This window comes from Virgibacillus siamensis (assembly GCF_900162695.1).
Lineage (GTDB): Bacteria > Bacillota > Bacilli > Bacillales > Amphibacillaceae > Lentibacillus > Lentibacillus siamensis_A.
In genome coordinates this window covers 20,419-37,203 of sequence record NZ_FUIH01000005.1, presented here as the reverse complement: position 1 = coordinate 37,203, position 16,785 = coordinate 20,419, and the positions used below count along the sequence as shown (strand labels likewise).

The 16,785-nt window shown below is 34.0% G+C and carries 18 protein-coding genes; 13 read left to right on the top strand and 5 right to left on the bottom strand.

Translation table 11 applies throughout. The features are described from left to right. Position 1: 1 nt before the first annotated feature. The 3 genes from B1K71_RS00730 to B1K71_RS00720 form a co-directional block, all read right to left on the bottom strand. Positions 2–148, bottom strand: coding sequence for an FbpB family small basic protein (locus B1K71_RS00730; protein ID WP_077324120.1), 147 nt, complete (start codon positions 146–148; stop codon positions 2–4). Between the two features lie 346 nt (positions 149–494). Further along, complete coding sequence (locus B1K71_RS00725) at positions 495–938, bottom strand: hypothetical protein (protein ID WP_077324119.1); 444 nt, start codon at positions 936–938, stop codon at positions 495–497. Continuing rightward, positions 931–1,740, bottom strand: coding sequence for a ParA family protein (locus B1K71_RS00720; RefSeq protein WP_077324118.1), 810 nt, complete (start codon positions 1,738–1,740; stop codon positions 931–933). Before B1K71_RS00720 ends, B1K71_RS00725 begins: the two co-directional genes overlap by 8 nt. 1,477 nt (positions 1,741–3,217) lie before the next feature. Between B1K71_RS00720 and B1K71_RS00715 the strand changes: the two genes are divergently transcribed. Further along, a complete protein-coding gene (locus B1K71_RS00715) occupies positions 3,218–4,330 on the top strand; it encodes a replication initiation protein (RefSeq protein WP_077324117.1) in 1,113 nt (370 codons plus the stop codon). Between the two features lie 71 nt (positions 4,331–4,401). On the opposite strand, the gene B1K71_RS00710 is transcribed toward B1K71_RS00715, so the two are convergent. Next, positions 4,402–4,635 (bottom strand): hypothetical protein, encoded by a 234-nt coding sequence (locus tag B1K71_RS00710; protein ID WP_139343269.1) that lies wholly within the window; start codon positions 4,633–4,635, stop codon positions 4,402–4,404. A 10-nt stretch (positions 4,636–4,645) separates the two neighbouring features. After that, positions 4,646–4,870 (bottom strand): hypothetical protein, encoded by a 225-nt coding sequence (locus tag B1K71_RS00705; RefSeq protein ID WP_077324115.1) that lies wholly within the window; start codon positions 4,868–4,870, stop codon positions 4,646–4,648. A gap of 254 nt (positions 4,871–5,124) precedes the next feature. Here B1K71_RS00705 and mobQ point away from each other — a divergent pair, with 254 nt between their 5' ends. The 12 genes from mobQ to B1K71_RS00645 all read left to right on the top strand — a co-directional run bounded on the left by mobQ (position 5,125) and on the right by B1K71_RS00645 (position 16,770). Next, a complete protein-coding gene (gene mobQ, locus B1K71_RS00700) occupies positions 5,125–7,077 on the top strand; it encodes a MobQ family relaxase (protein ID WP_077324114.1) in 1,953 nt (650 codons plus the stop codon). Between the two features lie 62 nt (positions 7,078–7,139). Beyond that, the gene (locus tag B1K71_RS00695) at positions 7,140–7,796 is read left to right on the top strand and encodes a hypothetical protein (RefSeq protein WP_077324113.1); all 657 of its coding nucleotides are present in this window, start codon (positions 7,140–7,142) and stop codon (positions 7,794–7,796) included. A gap of 101 nt (positions 7,797–7,897) precedes the next feature. Further along, positions 7,898–8,479 (top strand): hypothetical protein, encoded by a 582-nt coding sequence (locus B1K71_RS00690; RefSeq protein WP_077324112.1) that lies wholly within the window; start codon positions 7,898–7,900, stop codon positions 8,477–8,479. After that, entirely contained in the window at positions 8,476–8,733 is a 258-nt protein-coding gene (locus B1K71_RS00685; protein ID WP_077324111.1) for a CagC family type IV secretion system protein, read from the top strand. The genes B1K71_RS00690 and B1K71_RS00685 overlap by 4 nt, the downstream gene beginning before the upstream one ends. Before the next feature lie 15 nt (positions 8,734–8,748). After that, the gene (locus B1K71_RS00680) at positions 8,749–9,093 is read left to right on the top strand and encodes a hypothetical protein (protein ID WP_077324110.1); all 345 of its coding nucleotides are present in this window, start codon (positions 8,749–8,751) and stop codon (positions 9,091–9,093) included. A 14-nt stretch (positions 9,094–9,107) separates the two neighbouring features. Next, positions 9,108–9,755 (top strand): TrsD/TraD family conjugative transfer protein, encoded by a 648-nt coding sequence (gene trsD / locus B1K71_RS00675; protein ID WP_077324109.1) that lies wholly within the window; start codon positions 9,108–9,110, stop codon positions 9,753–9,755. A gap of 16 nt (positions 9,756–9,771) precedes the next feature. Continuing rightward, on the top strand, positions 9,772–11,736 hold the full coding sequence (locus tag B1K71_RS00670) for a VirB4 family type IV secretion system protein (protein WP_077324108.1): 1,965 nt from the start codon (positions 9,772–9,774) through the stop codon (positions 11,734–11,736). A gap of 195 nt (positions 11,737–11,931) precedes the next feature. Beyond that, positions 11,932–13,140, top strand: coding sequence for a hypothetical protein (locus B1K71_RS00665; protein WP_139343268.1), 1,209 nt, complete (start codon positions 11,932–11,934; stop codon positions 13,138–13,140). 20 nt (positions 13,141–13,160) lie between these two features. After that, positions 13,161–14,216, top strand: a complete 1,056-nt coding sequence (locus B1K71_RS00660; protein ID WP_077324106.1) for a bifunctional lytic transglycosylase/C40 family peptidase — start codon at positions 13,161–13,163, stop codon at positions 14,214–14,216. A 15-nt stretch (positions 14,217–14,231) separates the two neighbouring features. Continuing rightward, positions 14,232–14,846 (top strand): hypothetical protein, encoded by a 615-nt coding sequence (locus tag B1K71_RS00655; protein ID WP_077324105.1) that lies wholly within the window; start codon positions 14,232–14,234, stop codon positions 14,844–14,846. A gap of 12 nt (positions 14,847–14,858) precedes the next feature. Then, on the top strand, positions 14,859–15,293 hold the full coding sequence (locus B1K71_RS00650; protein WP_077324104.1) for a hypothetical protein: 435 nt from the start codon (positions 14,859–14,861) through the stop codon (positions 15,291–15,293). Next, the gene (locus tag B1K71_RS00645) at positions 15,283–16,770 is read left to right on the top strand and encodes a VirD4-like conjugal transfer protein, CD1115 family (protein WP_077324103.1); all 1,488 of its coding nucleotides are present in this window, start codon (positions 15,283–15,285) and stop codon (positions 16,768–16,770) included. Before B1K71_RS00650 ends, B1K71_RS00645 begins: the two co-directional genes overlap by 11 nt. Positions 16,771–16,785 lie beyond the last annotated feature (15 nt).

The following is a 16,785-nucleotide window of genomic DNA, read 5'->3' as shown; positions in this document are numbered from 1 at the left end:
ACTAATCACCTTGACTATTCGAAAACGTAACGTCTGTTTGCTTCTTTTCTAAACGAATTTCAAGTCGGGTAATTTTTTCTTTATCTTCTAAGAGTTCTTTTCTATTTTGGTTAACAAGTTGTTCAAAATTCAAATTCTTACGTCGCATGTTACACACCCCTTTTCAGTATACTTCTTTTTAGTATAACCTAAACTTATCAGAAAATACTCAACTCTTTTGAACATTTTGTTAAAAACAGATCTCTTATATACAAATTGGTAAAATCTATCGCTTCCCTAAAGTCAATTAGCCTTATTCCACCATAAGTATTCACATTAGTATTACTCTCAAATTAATTAAAAAAGCTTATTTTTTCTTATTTGGTACAACTTATTTTCTACACTAAAAAGCCATACCTCTGAATAGGAGCATGACTTTTTACGTTCAAATAATATTACGTTTATGTTTACATTTTATATTACATATTTTATTACATAACCATATACTTAAAAATTTATTTAAACTCGTTTTCAATATCATCTAAGGCACTTTCAATTGCGTAGTTAATAAATTCCGTTTTGAATCCATGTTTATTTTTGGCCAACTTATCCAACCGTTTTAATAATTCATTCTCTACAAGAAATGTTCTTCTACTATGCGAGTCCTCTACTTTCTTTTCATTAAATTTTGATTTTAAGCGATTTTTCTTCTCACTTCTATCTTCATTTTTTTCTTCTGATTCATTTTCTTTAGATCCACCTTTACTATTATCCAGCTTACCCTCTTTAGAATCTTCTTTTTGCCCCATATCTTCAGTTTCCTCTAATATTGCTCCCTCCTTAGTTGATACAATTTCCTCATTTTCTTTCTCTACATCTTCAGTCATTAATTGACTTGGATTGTTTTTTCTCATATTCTCAAATCTTTGTCGCATTTTTTCAGCATTAGATTTACTCATTCTTGGACACTCCCATTCGGTTTAAAACTTCCTTATAAAAATCCTCATATTGTGACAATGCATCGTTTATCTCATGATTATCTTCAAATCCATAAAACGATAACCTGCCTGTACTAGCTTTTCTTGATATAATCGTGTCAAATACTAGGTCTGGATAATCACCAGCAATTATTTCGTTAAACATCTTGGCGTCAGTCCTTCTTTTATCCGTAAGTGTCCGTAGAATTCCAATAGGTTCCACCTTGTTTAGTTTTCTTTCTTGGGCTGCATAAATGGAATCTAAAAAGTTAGGAATAGCAGAATAACAAAATTTTGAACACTCAAATAATGTTATTACGTAATCACTAGCTACAAGTGCATTTGTTGTTTGCTCAGATAAGGCCGGCGGTGTATCAATAACTACATAATCATAATCATCTTTTATTTCTTCTAACATTATATGAACCTGCTCATATGGAGTCCCGTCATAAGGTAATCGTTCGTCATTAGTTCCAATCCGTTTTGTGTATAACCAACGCGCAAATAAAGCAAGATAATTATTAGCTGGTAAAAGATGAAGATTTTCATTCACTTCGTATATGTAATCTTTAGGTTGTTTTGTTATAATCGCTTCAAATACAGATTTTCCAACAAAATCATTTGAAGGTAGATCCGTTAATAGTTCACTGAGGTTCCCCTGCGAATCCATGTCTATTGCCAATACTTTACTTCCATCTCTAACTAGTAAATGCGCCAACACACCAGCTGTAGTGCTTTTGCCTACACCACCCTTTTGAAGTCCTAATGAAATAATAGTCGCCACAAATGATCTCTCCTTTAAGGGTATTATATTAATTATATCATAAAAAAAACATAAACAATTATTCAATCATAACAACATACGAAAACAAAAATGTTTTTATTTACCTTTCATGAAATGTTTATACATGCAAAAACATTTACGTTTATGTGTACATTTAATATTAAACATCTGTTTATTTTTAAGTATGCTTGAATATTAAGCATCTTATATAATTTGTTGAAACAAAAATAAGAGCAAAGGTAACAAAATCAATAGAAGGAACGGAACTTCAGTATAAAGAGATCAGAAATCATTAAACTTTTACGAAAACAATTCAGTTTTTGTAAAAGTTTAAGTTTATGTATACAATTAATATTAAGATTGCTCCATTTAATTAAAAGCATAGTCAATTTTTTTATCGAAGATTATTTCTTAAGAAAAGGAATATTACTTTTTTGCAAAAGAGGATTCAAATATTTTATTTAATAAAAACGAGTAAACAATATACTTCATAAAATAGCTGAAGGAGAGACAGGCTTTTTGACATTACCTTTTGCAGGAATAAGCCAAAAAATGCAGTAAAAACAGGTGGATTCAGAAAGATTTATTCAATTTTTTTTAGCCAGTGCCTTATAGATATCTTTGACAGATTCATTGTTATTGATTTAGAAGTACTATAAACACCTAGATAGGGCAAAACAATTTGAACTCCAGGTAAAACCTTTAAATCAAACGGATAATGCCCCACAATTCATTTTTAGGGCTTGTGAGGCTTGTTATATGAAAAAACACCAAATATGAATGCTGACGTCGAAAAATGACTATTAATCGGCTGGTTGAATTTTAAAAAGGCCATTAGAATTTTATAACAATCGGCAAATTTGCAGTCTAAAAAAAGAAATTTATATTAAAATATAAAAAGCCACTTTTTCGGTTCCTTTATTATGTTATTGGATCTTATTAATAAGTTTCTTATAACAACAACGGTTATTGTTGTTGTTTTATATATTATATATTGTAATTGTTATAATGATTTATATGTTTTAGAGAAGGTTAAGGTATTGATATAAGTGAATTTATATTGTCTAAATGCCACTTAATCGGTTCGAAAGACCACAATTTCGGTTTATAATGCCACAATTTCGATTCGAAAGGCCACATTATCGGTTCGGAAAAGATCACAAATTCGGTTCAAAAAGCCACAATTTCGATTCAATAGCCACACATTCGGTTCGAAGGGCCACATTATCGGTTCAATAGTTAGCTCATATGGTTTCCATACTTAGATCTGCTTATTACACATCTAGACTTCATGGTTATATCATTATTAAATGCCACAATTTCGATTCGGGTATATTCATATATTTAAAACCACAATTTCGGTTCATTTTTGAATAAATCATATAAAAAGATTATTTTAGATAAGTTAAAGCCACATAAATAATTTTTTGTGGTATAATTTACTAAATTAGATCTATCAAAGTGGGTGATAAAGTTGATGAAAAATAACCTCGTTACACAATCTAATAGACTAATAGAAGCAAGATACAAACAGCCTTTAACTGCTAGAGAGCAAAAGATAATTTTAACGATGGTTAGTATGATTCAACCTGGAGATGACGATTTTTATACATATAGTATATCTGTTAAAGAATTTCACGATATGTTAGGTCTTGAAGGTCGTGAAAAGTATACAGAGATTAAAAAGATTGTAGAAAACCTTATGACAAAACTGATTGAGATACCAGAGGAAGATGGCGGATGGACATTAACGCATTGGGTTTCTGTAGGGCGATACATAAGTGGCGAAGGAATGATAAAATTAAAATTCGATCCAATCCTGAAACCATACCTGCTTGAATTAAAAAGGGCTTTTACATCGTATAAGTTAAGCAATATTTTATCATTGAATAGCATGTATGCTATACGACTGTACGAGTTAACAAAGAAGTGGGAGAAGCTGGATAAATTTGAAATTTCCATTGTAGATTTTAAAGAAAAAATGGGAATAAAGGCAGGCACTTATGCCAAATATAATCATCTTAAGCAAAGGGTGTTAAAGACATCAATTAATGAAGTTAACAATAAAACAGATATTGATGTTACCTTTGAGGAAATTAAACAAGGAAGGAAAGTAGCGAAACTAGCATTTTTTATAAAACGTAAGAATAAAAAAGAACTTACATCATTAAATAATTCTGTTATTAATGGATACGACAAGGAACTGTTTGATGATTTGAACCATTTGGCAGAGGGATATAGTATTTCTTTGTCTGCCTTTAAAAAAATAAAAAATGCTGCAATAGGATTATATCAGGATGATGTACAAACCCAGTTGGAAAACATGGTTAAAATAATTAATATAGGTTTTCGCCAGGGTGAAATAACGAGTCCGGTTGGTTTAATGATACACTTGATAAAAGAAAAGATGGAACTTGCTGCAAACGGTTATGATCCAAGTTTTGAAAAACCATCTGGGGAGGTCTTACCTGATTGGTTTAAAAATCGTAAGCAACAGAAATCCTCTAAAGAAGATAATATAGCAGAAACAAAGGAAGTGGAAAGAAAACGACAGATTGAATTTGATGAACTACTTGCTGAATTTACATAACGATAAACAATGGCAAATATTGTTTATGCACACCAAAAAATTAAAAATAAAAGGCACTGTAATCGATAAGGTTACGGTGCCTTATTAAATTTATCTAGCTTTTTACTATTTACATAATCCGCAAACATTTGAAGCAAATCCTCAGTATCTTTAACTGACAAGTGTTCACATTCAAAATACTTTTCAAGTAATGCACCTTTTTGAATTAACCTTCTAGTACGTATTTTTCTCTCCTTATATTTATCCCTATTAATATCCAACTCTAGATCATTAATTCTTGCTTGAATACGTTCAATTTTATTCATGGTATCAATCCTAATTGCTATAAGATGGTTCATTTTGGTTTTGGACTGTTTTTTCATTATATTGATCAGCAAGTAAATTTATTAATTCAAGTGCTTGTTTTTCATCCTCATAATCTAGTTGAAATGTTTTTAAGAATTGTTTACCAATTCGCGATTCAACTTTAGTTTTTTCTTCTTTTATTTGTCTTTTTAGTTCTTCGATTTGCTCTTGTTTGGTTTGAATTTTATTTACCATATTTCAATCATCCTTTCGGGAGAAAATTATTTATCTCATTATGGCATATTCATCCTCCCTTTGTAAAGTTTTCCATTTTATGATATAATGTTTCCCAAGTTCAAAAGGACGAAGGGCGCACTTATGCACCTTTGTTTTCTTTCGAAAACAAGATGCCGTGCTTTTTGCTCTGTTGAGCAAAGAAGGCTATCGCCTTCAAAATTATTTGCGGAAAAATTCGCTTTCGCTCATGTTAAAAGAAAGGAAGTTCAATCATGGCAATTTATCATTTCTCAGGTCAGATGATTTCCAGAGGAAAGGGGCAATCGTCTATTGCAGCAGCGGCCTATAGAAGCAGTGAAAAATTATATAGTGAACGCTATGACAAAATAAATGATTATAGTCGTTTAGTGAAACCCGATTCTTTTATTCTGTCGCCAGATAATGCGCCTAAATGGACTAATAATCGTGAGCAACTTTGGAATGAAGTTGAAAAAATTGAAAAACAAAAAAATGCACAACTGGCAAGAGAATTTAATGTAGCTTTACCTGTTGAATTATCAAATGATCAGCAGCGCAAGTTAGCAAAGGATTTTTGCCAAGATGCTTTTGTGAATGAAGGCATGGTAGCTGATATTTCCATTCATAGGGATGATATAAAAAATCCTCATTTTCATGTCATGTTGACTACAAGGGGTTTTAAAGAAAATGGTGAATGGGATGCTAAAGCATCAAAAATTAAGCAAGAAAATGGAAAAGAAAAACGTATCAATAAAACCAACTGGGGAGATCGAGAAACTTTTCAAAAATGGCGTGGAATGTGGGCCGACTATGCAAATGATTCATTAGAAAGAAACGGGTACGAACAAAGGGTTTCTCACAAATCACACAAGGAATTAAATAAACAAGAAGAACCAACTATTCATGAAGGTTATTTTGCCCAAAAAATGGGTGATGATTCAGAGCGCGTTTCCTTTAATAATGAGATCCGCAAACATAATCAAAAAGTTGTTCAGTTACATGAGTTAAAGCAGGAGAGGGAAAAATTAAAAGAAGCCCAAAAAATTGCTCGCAACTTTTCTCCGGAGGAAAAGAAAACCATTGCACAAGAAGCCAAACAACTAAAGATGTTTGTGTCATTTCGTAATATTAAAGAGAAAGAAAAAATGCTGGAACGGTGGGAGTATTCTACGCTTAAGAACAGCACCAGAGCAGAAGATAGATCAAAAACGCTGCATACGATCCATGATGTGAAAGCACGATTGCAAAATGTTGATGCTATCTTATCAAAGGAAGCGAATCGGTTTTTAGACAAACATTATCCTGACATCAATAAAGATGTGTATAGTGACTTTGCTAAAAAATATATGGTGGATGCAGCTGTAACTGATAACCATATTTTTGGAAATGAAGAAGCTAAAAAGCTCCTTCAAGAAGGGGAACAAGAGCATGTTAATCATGAATTATCGACACTGATTCAAAATCGTCATTACTCTTACACGAAAATAAAGAATGAGAATGAACAACTATCGGATACGTTCAATAATCTGGTGAAGGTATATCGAATTGACTTCAATAAACCGAAGACATTTAATCGGTTGGATTCCAGTATTCAGCAAAAGGTTGAAAGTACATTTAAACGCAAACAATCAACTGATAAAGCACTAACATTTTTAAATGAGCACTATAATAATCAGCTGAAAAGGTTTTACGGTGACGATATTGGAAGCGATATGACCATTAATGAAAAGGAATTAATTGTTGGATTTAGTGAGTACTTCGAAAAACCAGTATCTTTGCAAAAGGATAATGCGGAGGTTGATCTTTTCCGGTTTACTACAGTTGAAAAAGAACAAATTATCGATGTACTTCATAACTATTTGCATAATAAGCCAACCAAACCTGATGTAGAAACACGTTTTGCGGAGGTATTATCAGGTAATGCGGCTGTTCAACAATATTTCGTAGCCGAATGTAAAGATACAAAGGATTTATCTGTTGAAAGTGAAGCAAAACTGGATGAAGTCTTATCATCTTATGAACCAGAAAATCAAGCGTTTATTTCCTTTAATGATACCCGTTCCATTCGACCATTATCATCAATGGTGCAAGCTGCAGAAAATACATTGGAAAAATCATTGAAGCAAGCTGATTATGCAGAGCGTGAGAAAGTACAGGAAATGAAACGATTGCAAAACCGTCAAAGGAACAAAGGTTTGGGAAGGTAATCTCTTACAGGTGTTGGCATGAACGTCTTAAAACTTATATTATACAAAAAGGAGGGGAATTTATGAGAACTAATATACCTGTAAGAGATGAAGTGAAACAAGTATTGCAAAAACGAAGTAATGCTATTGGATCTACACTGCCGGGAATCGCCATCGTACACCTGTATTACCATTTACATATTCATGGGAATAAAGAAAACTCTTATGAAATTAAAGACGTACAGTATTTTATGCAGCAAGAAAAAGCTGAATCAATCACTATTCAAGTGCCCAAAGATTTGTATAAAAAATATATCCAACATATGCAGTATGAATATAACTTCTCCAATTTACTCGGATATGTATTGGAACAATCTATTTCGGAAACGGACAAGCTATGGCAACCAGTTCAGAACTTAGAAAATAAATTGACCTTAACGAATTTTAGGGTGTCACAACCAACTAAAACATTACTGGAAGATTTATTTAAACAAACAAATATTACAAAAACAGCTCTTATTAATTTTTCATTATTAGTTCATAAAGCACATGATGATCATGATTTAATGCCGATGCAAACACAAGAAATGAAAAATCTACAATTAGGAGTTCGTCTTACGCCCTTCTTAAAAGAATATTTACAGCAACAAGCCAAACTACTTGATATCAGCGCAAGTTTATTTTTGGAAAATAACCTTAAAAATTTCCAGAAGTTACTGGAAATCAATACTAATCAATGATATTATATAAATACATAACATTAATTGTTATAATTTTATACATATAAGGAGGTGGTATTATTTCTGCGCCCCGGAAAGTTTCTATCTCATATGAAGTTTTTATGAATGAGAACATTATCCTGACCGCAGGAAAGGACAAAGGCATGTTATACGATTCGTTTCGAGCATTATCAGAACAAGATAAACTTCATTGGCAAACTACGCATACTAAACCAATTTCCACATTACGAAAACAAATTATGCAGGAAAAAGCCGAGAGGGGAACTTCCATCAGTAAGGGGAAATTGGAAAATTATTTATTGCGAAAAGGAACTTCTTTACAAGAGATGGATCAACTTGAACATATTTCCATGGATGCTTTACATGAAAAGTCACTCAAAATGAATCGTGGTGCAATAGAAGTGCAATTTGCAGGCTCGGCTATCTTAGAAGGTTTCTTTGAATTATTTGGACTCACAACACATAAAGCATTGCAACGATATGAAAATCAGGTTCATTGTCTTAAAACTGAGCAGGGGTATTATTTAGGAAAAGTTCAGCACGATGGAAGTATGAACAAACTTACAACCTATTTAACCAAACAAAATGCAGAAAAGAGATTAAAAGAAATGGAAGATCTGAAACAAGGTCAAAAGCAACATTTCGAATTAAATCGAACAATCAAGAGGGAGGATGACCAATGAATTTATATCTTTTAGCAGGTATTGGAGGAAGAATTAATTCTGCATTATCACAAATCCAAGGTATATTGACAGGTTTAGTTGTCATTGTGGGTATTTGTATTTCGCTCTTTATCCTTATTACGAGCATGCATAAATTAAAAAATCCACATGAAAAAGATGAGGTTTTTCGTTCTATCGGACGTGTGATGGGGGCTGTAGCTTTAGGTGCTGCAATTGTTTGGATTACTCCATGGGTATTCCAGCTTTTCCAATAAGAAAGAAGGCTAAATATGGATGAAAATAAAAAAGGCAAACACTTTTCATTTCCCGAAGATGTTCAGGCAGATTACAACATTGTAGCCGGAGTGTCTCTGAAAAGCTTTGTATTTATTATATTGCCGTTTACCCTGGTTGGTATTGGAATTATCCTAATACCTCCGTATACAACTTTACTGTTGATTATTCGGATATTTATTGGAGCTATGGTTGCATTAACAGGACTTGCGATTGTGATAGCAAAGCCAATCCCAGAAAGGCGAAATATAACACTTTTGAATTGGTTAAGGCAACAACAGGATTTTCGTAATCGTAAGAAGTTATTTTATATCAAGAAGCAGCGAAAAGATCATTTTTAAAGCAAGGTGATAATGTGTTTAAAACGAAAAAAGAAAAACCATATGAAATGTCATTGGCTGAACATGAACAACAGCGTGAACACAGTCATTCTATACAGGACATGTCACTATTAAAGGCTCAGTATCTTGAATATGTATTGTTGGATAATAATACGTTAGTTGCTGCTTTGGATGCAACAGGTATTAATATGGAACTCTTCAATGAATTTGAACAAACCAATGTGTTTGAAGATTATGCTTCATTTCTGACCAGTTATTTTTCCGGCAACTCAACAAATACATCTATTCAAACATTAGATATGACAGTTCCGGTAGATTGGAAGCCTTATCTTCTATCATGGAGAAATCGATTGATGCAGGCTGAAAAAGAAAACGATCCAATTAAACAAAGTTTAATCAGTTCATATATACAGCATTACGAAGATATTCGAGATAAATCGAAAATGACTACGAAGAAACATCTTATTGTAATCAGCGAAAAGGTGAGAGAGGGAACAATCGAAGCACTAGACATGGCAGCTAAAAACCTAGATGAAAAAGTAGAAGAACTAAAACGATCATTAGAAAGCACTTTTCTTGATTACGACGTAGCCGTGCGGAAGTTAAATGCCAATGAGTATAAGGATATTTTGTACTGGTTTATGAACTTTAATCGCAGATAAAGAAAGGGGTGAGTAAATGTCTGTTTTACGTTCTTTTTTGTTACCATTTTCTAAAAGCAAATCAGAAGGATCCGTTAAAAATGAACAGCAACAAGAGGAAACTATTCAGGAAGTCATTGACACTGCATCACTTGACGATATTTACCCATTTTCATGGGAAGAAAAGGCTGATCATATTGAAGCCGGAAGCAACTATATTCGGATTTTAACGATTACTGGTTATCCAAGTGAACAGTTTGGAAATTGGTTATCTGAATTAAAACGTAAAAAAGGAAATATCACGATTTCGCAACATCTACAATCAGCGGACGATTCTAAAATGGTACATCATTATAACGAGTTAATTAAAAATAAAACAGTTGAAATGGAAAAAAGCGTTGATCCATACCATAAGAAACAACTTAAGAAAGCCATAAATTCAGCTAATAATGAACTGGATAAATACCTAGAATCACAAACAACATACCTGGAACAATCAACGTACATCTTCCTGCAAGCTAAAAGTATGGACGAATTAGATAATTTAAATGAAAATATCCGAAAAACCTTACAAAAACTAGGGTTAAAAGAGTTAACACCAAACAAAGCCATGCATCATGCTTTTTGGTCTGCACTTCCAATTCAACAGAATTTATTAAAAGATTACACCTCACGATTAAGCAACACAGAAGCAGCTTCCTCTTTTATGCCATTTGATGATGCTGAAATTTTGGATTTATCACCAACAAGCCAAATTGAAGGTGTAAACCGTGAAACAGGTTCGTTAATTGGCGTTAACTATTTGGATGAAGAAAAGGTATTAAATCAAAACATGGTTATCATTGGCACATCCGGCGTAGGGAAAACAACGTATATTGTTCAGAAAATCATGCGTACGTTTGCAATGGGATTCCGGTCGTTCATAATCGATCCTGAGAATGAATACTCCGAAATTGTTAAAGCGTTAGGCGGTCAGGTTATTCATTTATCTTCTAATGCATTAACCAAAATTAATCCCTTTGAAATATTTAGTTCGGACACAGGTAATAATCAGCAACATGAGTCAATGGAGTACCTTATAAAAAATAAAATTCAACGTTTAAAAACGTTTTTTCAAGTTATCAAACCGGATTTAAGCCAAGTTGAAAAGGCTATTTTAGATCGGGTTATTCATAATACCTACGTTAATAAAGGCGTTTATACATTCCAGTCTATTGATGATATGACAGCTGAGGATTTTCCCATCTTATCCGACTTATATCATGAATTGGGAAAATTAAAACAGGATGATATAGAGCGATTCGAACGAGTGAAAGACTTCTATTACATTTTAGAAAGTTACTGTACAGGATCTAACACCATTTTTAATGGTTATACGAATGTAAGCCTGGAAAGCCAAATCGTTAGTTTTAACTTATTCCAATTACAAAATGAAGTTGATGTACAGGCAGCAGCTTACCTGAATACATTTTCATATCTATGGGATGCCATTACCAAAAACAAAGATGAAACTGTCTATTGCTTTATAGATGAGTTCCACTTTTTATCCAAAAATCCGGATTCCATGCGATTCTTTTATGACGCCTATAAGCGATTTAGAAAATATAATGCGGGTGCTATTGCTGGAACACAGCAAATCCAAGATGTGTTAGATGCTGCGGATAATTTAGGACCATCCATTATTGGTAACAGCTTTACAAAGGTTTTCTTTGGATTAGACAACAGTGGTGTAGATGAGTTAATGGAACGGTTGAAAGAAAACTTTTCGGAGGAAGAAAAACAATTATTGCGAGCAAGACGTCAGGGCGAAGCTTTATATGTTCATGGTTCCAACCGAGCATTTATGAAAGTAGAACTCACAAAAGAAGAATTACGTTTATGGAATCAACAGCGGTATGAAAAAGAATATAAAGTCAGTGCCGAAGAAAAACCAAACTATGAAGATGAAATCATTTTAACCAAGACAGAACGAGAAGAAGCCAAAGCGTTCTCCATGTCGTAAAAAAGGAGGTTTACCATGAAAATTCATAATTTAGGATTTGGCAGTATCAAGCAGATCAATGAAACACTATCGTTGCAATTTACCGAAAAGAATTCCCAACCAATTGAAGAAAAAGAATTGCAGCAATTGAAGGCAGCACATAATCAATATAAAGACTTGCTTCCATTACAAAGCATTGAACGAGAGAACGGCCGGGTGAATGTTGTTTATGAAATTCCTGAAGAACACATTAATCTGGAAGCATTAAAAAAAGAAACGTTACCCGTTCGAATGGCAGCAGTAAAAAGTGTATTAGAAATGGAACCATTGTCGAAAAATAAATGGATTTCACTACATCCGAGTACCGTGTTTTTTCGTCCAATGACCACCACCAAATTTGCTTATATGGATGTCTTTCATCTAATGGACCAGCAGGAATATACAGCGTTGGAACAATATAAGGCATTGGCTTATAGTTTAATTTCGTGTCAATCCTATGAGGCATTTTTACGGCATGGGATAGATGCATATAAAAAGAAGAAGCTATTCACTTCAAGGCAAGAACAAGCGCAGATTAATAAATTGATGGCAACCATTAAGGAAACAGAAACCCTTAAGGGTTTACAGGAAGACCTTCAGGACAGTTATGATTATACGCAGTATCAATATTTCCAAGATATTGTATCCATTAAACAACGTGCTAAAAAACGTTACCGAAGGCTAGTTATGACAACTGTTGTTATTTTGGGGATTGGTGCAATTAGCGGTTATCTATTTACCGATATGAAGCAAGAAGCCCTAGCGAAGAAATACGAAGAAAAAATGGAAATGAAAGAGTTAAAGATTGATAAAGTTCATGCGGTTGAAAATGGTAATTTCAAAAATGTAATAACAATCATGGAACAAATGGAGCAAAGCAAAGAAGCCATCACCGATTTCCTTTACTCGCATGAACAATATCAACTGGGATTGTCTTACAATCCTACTATCAAAAGTGTGAAAAAGGTTGTTTCTATTTTATATGAAAAAGGCCAGAAAGAAAAATTACTTGATTTAACATTAGAAGATAATTTGCGACTTTCTGATGAAAAAGCAATTGTTTCTTATGACAAATCACAGTTGGCCAGCAGAAAAAGTTTTATTACAGATCCTAAACTCGCAAATCGCATGGGGAAAGCGTTTGTAGAGCATGGGGATTTACATTCGGCTGAATACCTTGCTTTAAAATTTGAGGATAAAGAACTTAAAGAGATGATTGAAAAAGTGGAAAAAGAGCAGCAGGAAAAGGAAGAAATTGCTAGACTCGAAAAAGAAATTCAATCCTTAAAAAAGGATATTAAAGACGCTGATGATAAGAACAAAAAGGAGAAGCTGGAAAAGTCATTAGGGAAGGCAAAAGAAAAAATGGCTAACCTAAAAGAATAGCTTTAAAAGAAGGTGAAACCATGTCAGCCACGGCTACTGTTGCTACTGCCAAAGGGGTTATGGTTGCAAAGAATCATTGGAAAAAAATCGTATATGCGCTTTTAATCCTAATTCTATTGCTTGCTGCAGCAGTTTTGGGATTGGAAAGTTCTCAACAAGAGGAATACGGTACATTTCCAGGTGCGATGGGAACAATTGATGGAAAAGCACAAGTACCAAAGCATATTGCACAATATCGGGAACTTATTTCCCGGTATACGGAAGCAGCAGGAATAGAAAAATACACAGAGTTTCTCTTAGCATTAATGTATCAAGAATTAGGCCATTCTGACACATTAGATATTATGCAGGCATCTGAATCATTAGGGTTACCGCCAAATGCAATTCAAGACCCTGTGCGAAGTGTAGAAATTGGTGTTCAATATTTTAAATCCCTGTTGGTAAAAGGGGAGAAAGCAGGCGTTGATTTTCATACTATCGTTCAATCTTATAATTTTGGGATGGGTTACATTGATTATGTTGCTGAACATGGCGGTAAGCATACAGTTGAACTGGCAAAACAATTCGCAAACATGCAGGCAAATAAATTGGGTTGGAATAGCTACGGTGATGTTCATTATGTGAAAAACGTCATGACAAATTTAAGCGGTGGAAGTAAGCAAGGCAATATGGAAATTGTCATGGTAGATAATCAAACTTTGCAATCTATTATAAATAGCATGAAACAATTCACGGGGGATCCTTATGTTTGGTCGGGGGCCCATCCCAGTGTTGGGTTCGATTGTTCCGGATTAATGATGTGGGCGTTTGGTCAGGCAGGCATTAATATTCCCCGTACAGCTCAGGCACAATATGAAGCTAGTAAAAGGATATCTATGGCAGAAGCAGAGCCAGGGGACTTAGTCTTTTTTGAAGGAACATATGAAACAAATAAACGAATCACACATGTTGGAATTTATGTCGGGGGGAACCGCATGTTTAATGCAAATGGTTCCGGTATTGGGTTCTCCAATATTAATAATGAATATTGGGCTTCCCATTTTGTAGGATTTGGCAGACTTGCTAGTTTTGAATAAAGGAAGTGACCAACAATGAAGCATTACTTCTTAATTGGCGCGTTGATTTTAACCAACATTATTTTCATCTTCTTATACGCTGGAGAATTAACAATGCAGGATAATAATCAGGAGGAAACCACATCAAACGCAGATGCTAAGGAAGTAACAAGTGATCAAGACTTTCAAGTTAATAAATCAGAAGTTAAACAGCAGGAATCATCTAATGCGGAAGAAACAACGGAATATGCAAAAGCAACAAATGCAGCACAGGGGAAAATAAAATTCATTAAAGAAGCTTTTACAACTTTATTTGATTATAACAACGAAGATTATAAATCGAGATTTAAGGTTGCAGAAGGCATGGTGAAAGAAAATATCTTACAAAATATTCAAGGGATGATGGGTGCGGATGTACCGAAAATAAAATTCGAAAATGATGTGAAAGGTATAAAGGTTTATATTACACCAACCTCGACTGAAAAGGTAACAGACGCTTTAGTGTACTTAACAAGTACATACAAAATGGAAGGTAGCGATGGAAGCAAACGGAATCAATTATTCCGAATTGATGTTGAACAGAAGGAAGGAAGTTACCTCATTACAAACCTTGAATCTTACGGGTTTATTAATCCAATCAGTCAAAGTTAGGAGGTCAAAGATATGAAATTTAAACATATAGGGCTGTTTATCCTGGTGTTCACTTTTTTATTTTTGATTGTTTTACAAATTTCAACTTTGATTCCGTTTATTGCGAATCACACAGATTCGTTATCTGTTGAACTAATTAAAGACCAAAGTTTAACGATATTACTTCATCCAATTGAAACAATGCAGATATTAGTTAATGCCAATAACCCTTTATTTTGGGCACTCATAGCAGCGGCTTTCCTATACGCTATCTTCGTTTCATACCGGTTAGGGAAGTCAAAGGAAGGCTGGGAAGTAGATGCAAAAGAGCAAAGTCATGGTTCAGCCCGGTTTGCTACATCCAAAGAACTTTTCAATAATGGTGAGTTTAATGGATGCAGTACTAAAGAAACTTTTAAAGAGTTTCTACAATCTTTAGATGATGGGGGCGGTAAACATGAAAACTAATGGCATTATTACCGGGTTGTTTCATAATAAGTTAATCACGCAGCCTACTGATAGCAAAGCTCCGAACAGAAATCACTTAGTTGTAGGTGGACCAGGTTCTTATAAGACACAGAGCTATGTTATGACAAACGTATTGAACGAAAGAGAATGCTCCGTTGTGGTAACTGATCCAAAGGGGGAGATCTATGAGGAAACAGCTGAAATTAAGAAAAAACAAGGCTATGAAGTTCGGGTTGTAAATTTTAAAAACATGGAAAATAGTGACCGATACAATCCATTTGATTATGTACGAAAAAATAAAGATGCTGCAACCGTTGCAAACAGCATTGTCAGTGCGAAAAATAATTCAGATGCAAAAGATATTTGGTATCTCTCACAAGCTGCATTTTTAAGGGCTTTAATACTGTATTCTGTTTATGAGATGCAGCCCAAAGACCAGAATATGCCGGGTATATTAAAATTCTTACAGGAATTTGATCCAGAGGAAAATAAAGATGGTGAGAATGAATTGGATGAACAATTCATGTCACTAGATCGATCGCATCCGGCTAGGCGAGCATATGAACTTGGTTATAAAAAATCAAGAGGGGATATGCAAGGTTCCATCATCATGTCTTTGCTAACAACCATTGCAGATTTCATTGATGATGAAGTTGCGTCCTTCACTTCATTTTCTGACTTTTTTGTCGGGGATGTTGGCAGAAAAAAGATGGTTATTTATGTGTTGATTCCCGTAATGGATGATACTTGGGAAGGGTTAATTAATTTGTTTTTCCAGCAAATGTTTAATGAATTATACCGGATAGGTGATGAAAATTATGCGAAATTACCTCAACCTGTTTATTTCATATTAGATGAATTTCCGAATCTGGGTAAATTCAATAACTACGAAATATTTCTCGCAACATGCAGAGGGTATGGTATCGGTGTTGCGACAATCATTCAAAACATTACACAGTTAACCTCCAAATATAAGCGAGAAAAGGCTGAATCAATTATGGGGAATTGTGCTGTACGTATTTGCTTAGGAAATGTGAATACAACAACTGCCGGTTATTTCATGAAAGAATTGGGGGAAGCAACCGTAAAGGTTGAAACGGGTTCGACCTCCAAAAGTAAAGGTAAGACAGAGAGTAACTCAGCCTCCGAGAACTTTTCTTATACAACACGAAAATTAAAAAATCTAGATGAGATATTAACTATGAATACGGATGAAAGCATTATTATTATGGCAGGCAAAAATCCAATTGTCGCTAAAAAAGCCTATCAATTTAAAGTATTTCCGGGGATTACATCCGGTCCAAATCAGGTAGGGAAATTCAAAGTCAGCCAAACTGCGTATACCAGTAATCCAAATGAAGACGTGTTGGATGCATTTCAAGAAAAGGTTAGGCGGTTTGAAGATAGACAACAAGAAAAGCGAGAAAAACAGGAATTTGAATCACAAGATGATGCTGCAGCTAACTTTTTTGGATAATCATTTTAAAGGAGG

Excerpts from the sequence above, each read along its gene's own strand:
- B1K71_RS00730 (WP_077324120.1), bottom strand. The coding sequence starts at position 148 with ATGCGACGTAAGAATTTGAATTTTGAACAACTTGTTAACCAAAATAGA.
- B1K71_RS00725 (WP_077324119.1), bottom strand. The coding sequence starts at position 938 with ATGAGTAAATCTAATGCTGAAAAAATGCGACAAAGATTTGAGAATATG.
- B1K71_RS00715 (WP_077324117.1), top strand. The coding sequence starts at position 3,218 with ATGAAAAATAACCTCGTTACACAATCTAATAGACTAATAGAAGCAAGA.
- B1K71_RS00710 (WP_139343269.1), bottom strand. The coding sequence starts at position 4,635 with ATGAATAAAATTGAACGTATTCAAGCAAGAATTAATGATCTAGAGTTG.
- B1K71_RS00705 (WP_077324115.1), bottom strand. The coding sequence starts at position 4,870 with ATGGTAAATAAAATTCAAACCAAACAAGAGCAAATCGAAGAACTAAAA.
- mobQ (WP_077324114.1), top strand. The coding sequence starts at position 5,125 with ATGGCAATTTATCATTTCTCAGGTCAGATGATTTCCAGAGGAAAGGGG.
- B1K71_RS00695 (WP_077324113.1), top strand. The coding sequence starts at position 7,140 with ATGAGAACTAATATACCTGTAAGAGATGAAGTGAAACAAGTATTGCAA.
- B1K71_RS00690 (WP_077324112.1), top strand. The coding sequence starts at position 7,898 with ATGAATGAGAACATTATCCTGACCGCAGGAAAGGACAAAGGCATGTTA.
- B1K71_RS00685 (WP_077324111.1), top strand. The coding sequence starts at position 8,476 with ATGAATTTATATCTTTTAGCAGGTATTGGAGGAAGAATTAATTCTGCA.
- B1K71_RS00680 (WP_077324110.1), top strand. The coding sequence starts at position 8,749 with ATGGATGAAAATAAAAAAGGCAAACACTTTTCATTTCCCGAAGATGTT.
- B1K71_RS00670 (WP_077324108.1), top strand. The coding sequence starts at position 9,772 with ATGTCTGTTTTACGTTCTTTTTTGTTACCATTTTCTAAAAGCAAATCA.
- B1K71_RS00660 (WP_077324106.1), top strand. The coding sequence starts at position 13,161 with ATGTCAGCCACGGCTACTGTTGCTACTGCCAAAGGGGTTATGGTTGCA.
- B1K71_RS00655 (WP_077324105.1), top strand. The coding sequence starts at position 14,232 with ATGAAGCATTACTTCTTAATTGGCGCGTTGATTTTAACCAACATTATT.
- B1K71_RS00650 (WP_077324104.1), top strand. The coding sequence starts at position 14,859 with ATGAAATTTAAACATATAGGGCTGTTTATCCTGGTGTTCACTTTTTTA.
- B1K71_RS00645 (WP_077324103.1), top strand. The coding sequence starts at position 15,283 with ATGAAAACTAATGGCATTATTACCGGGTTGTTTCATAATAAGTTAATC.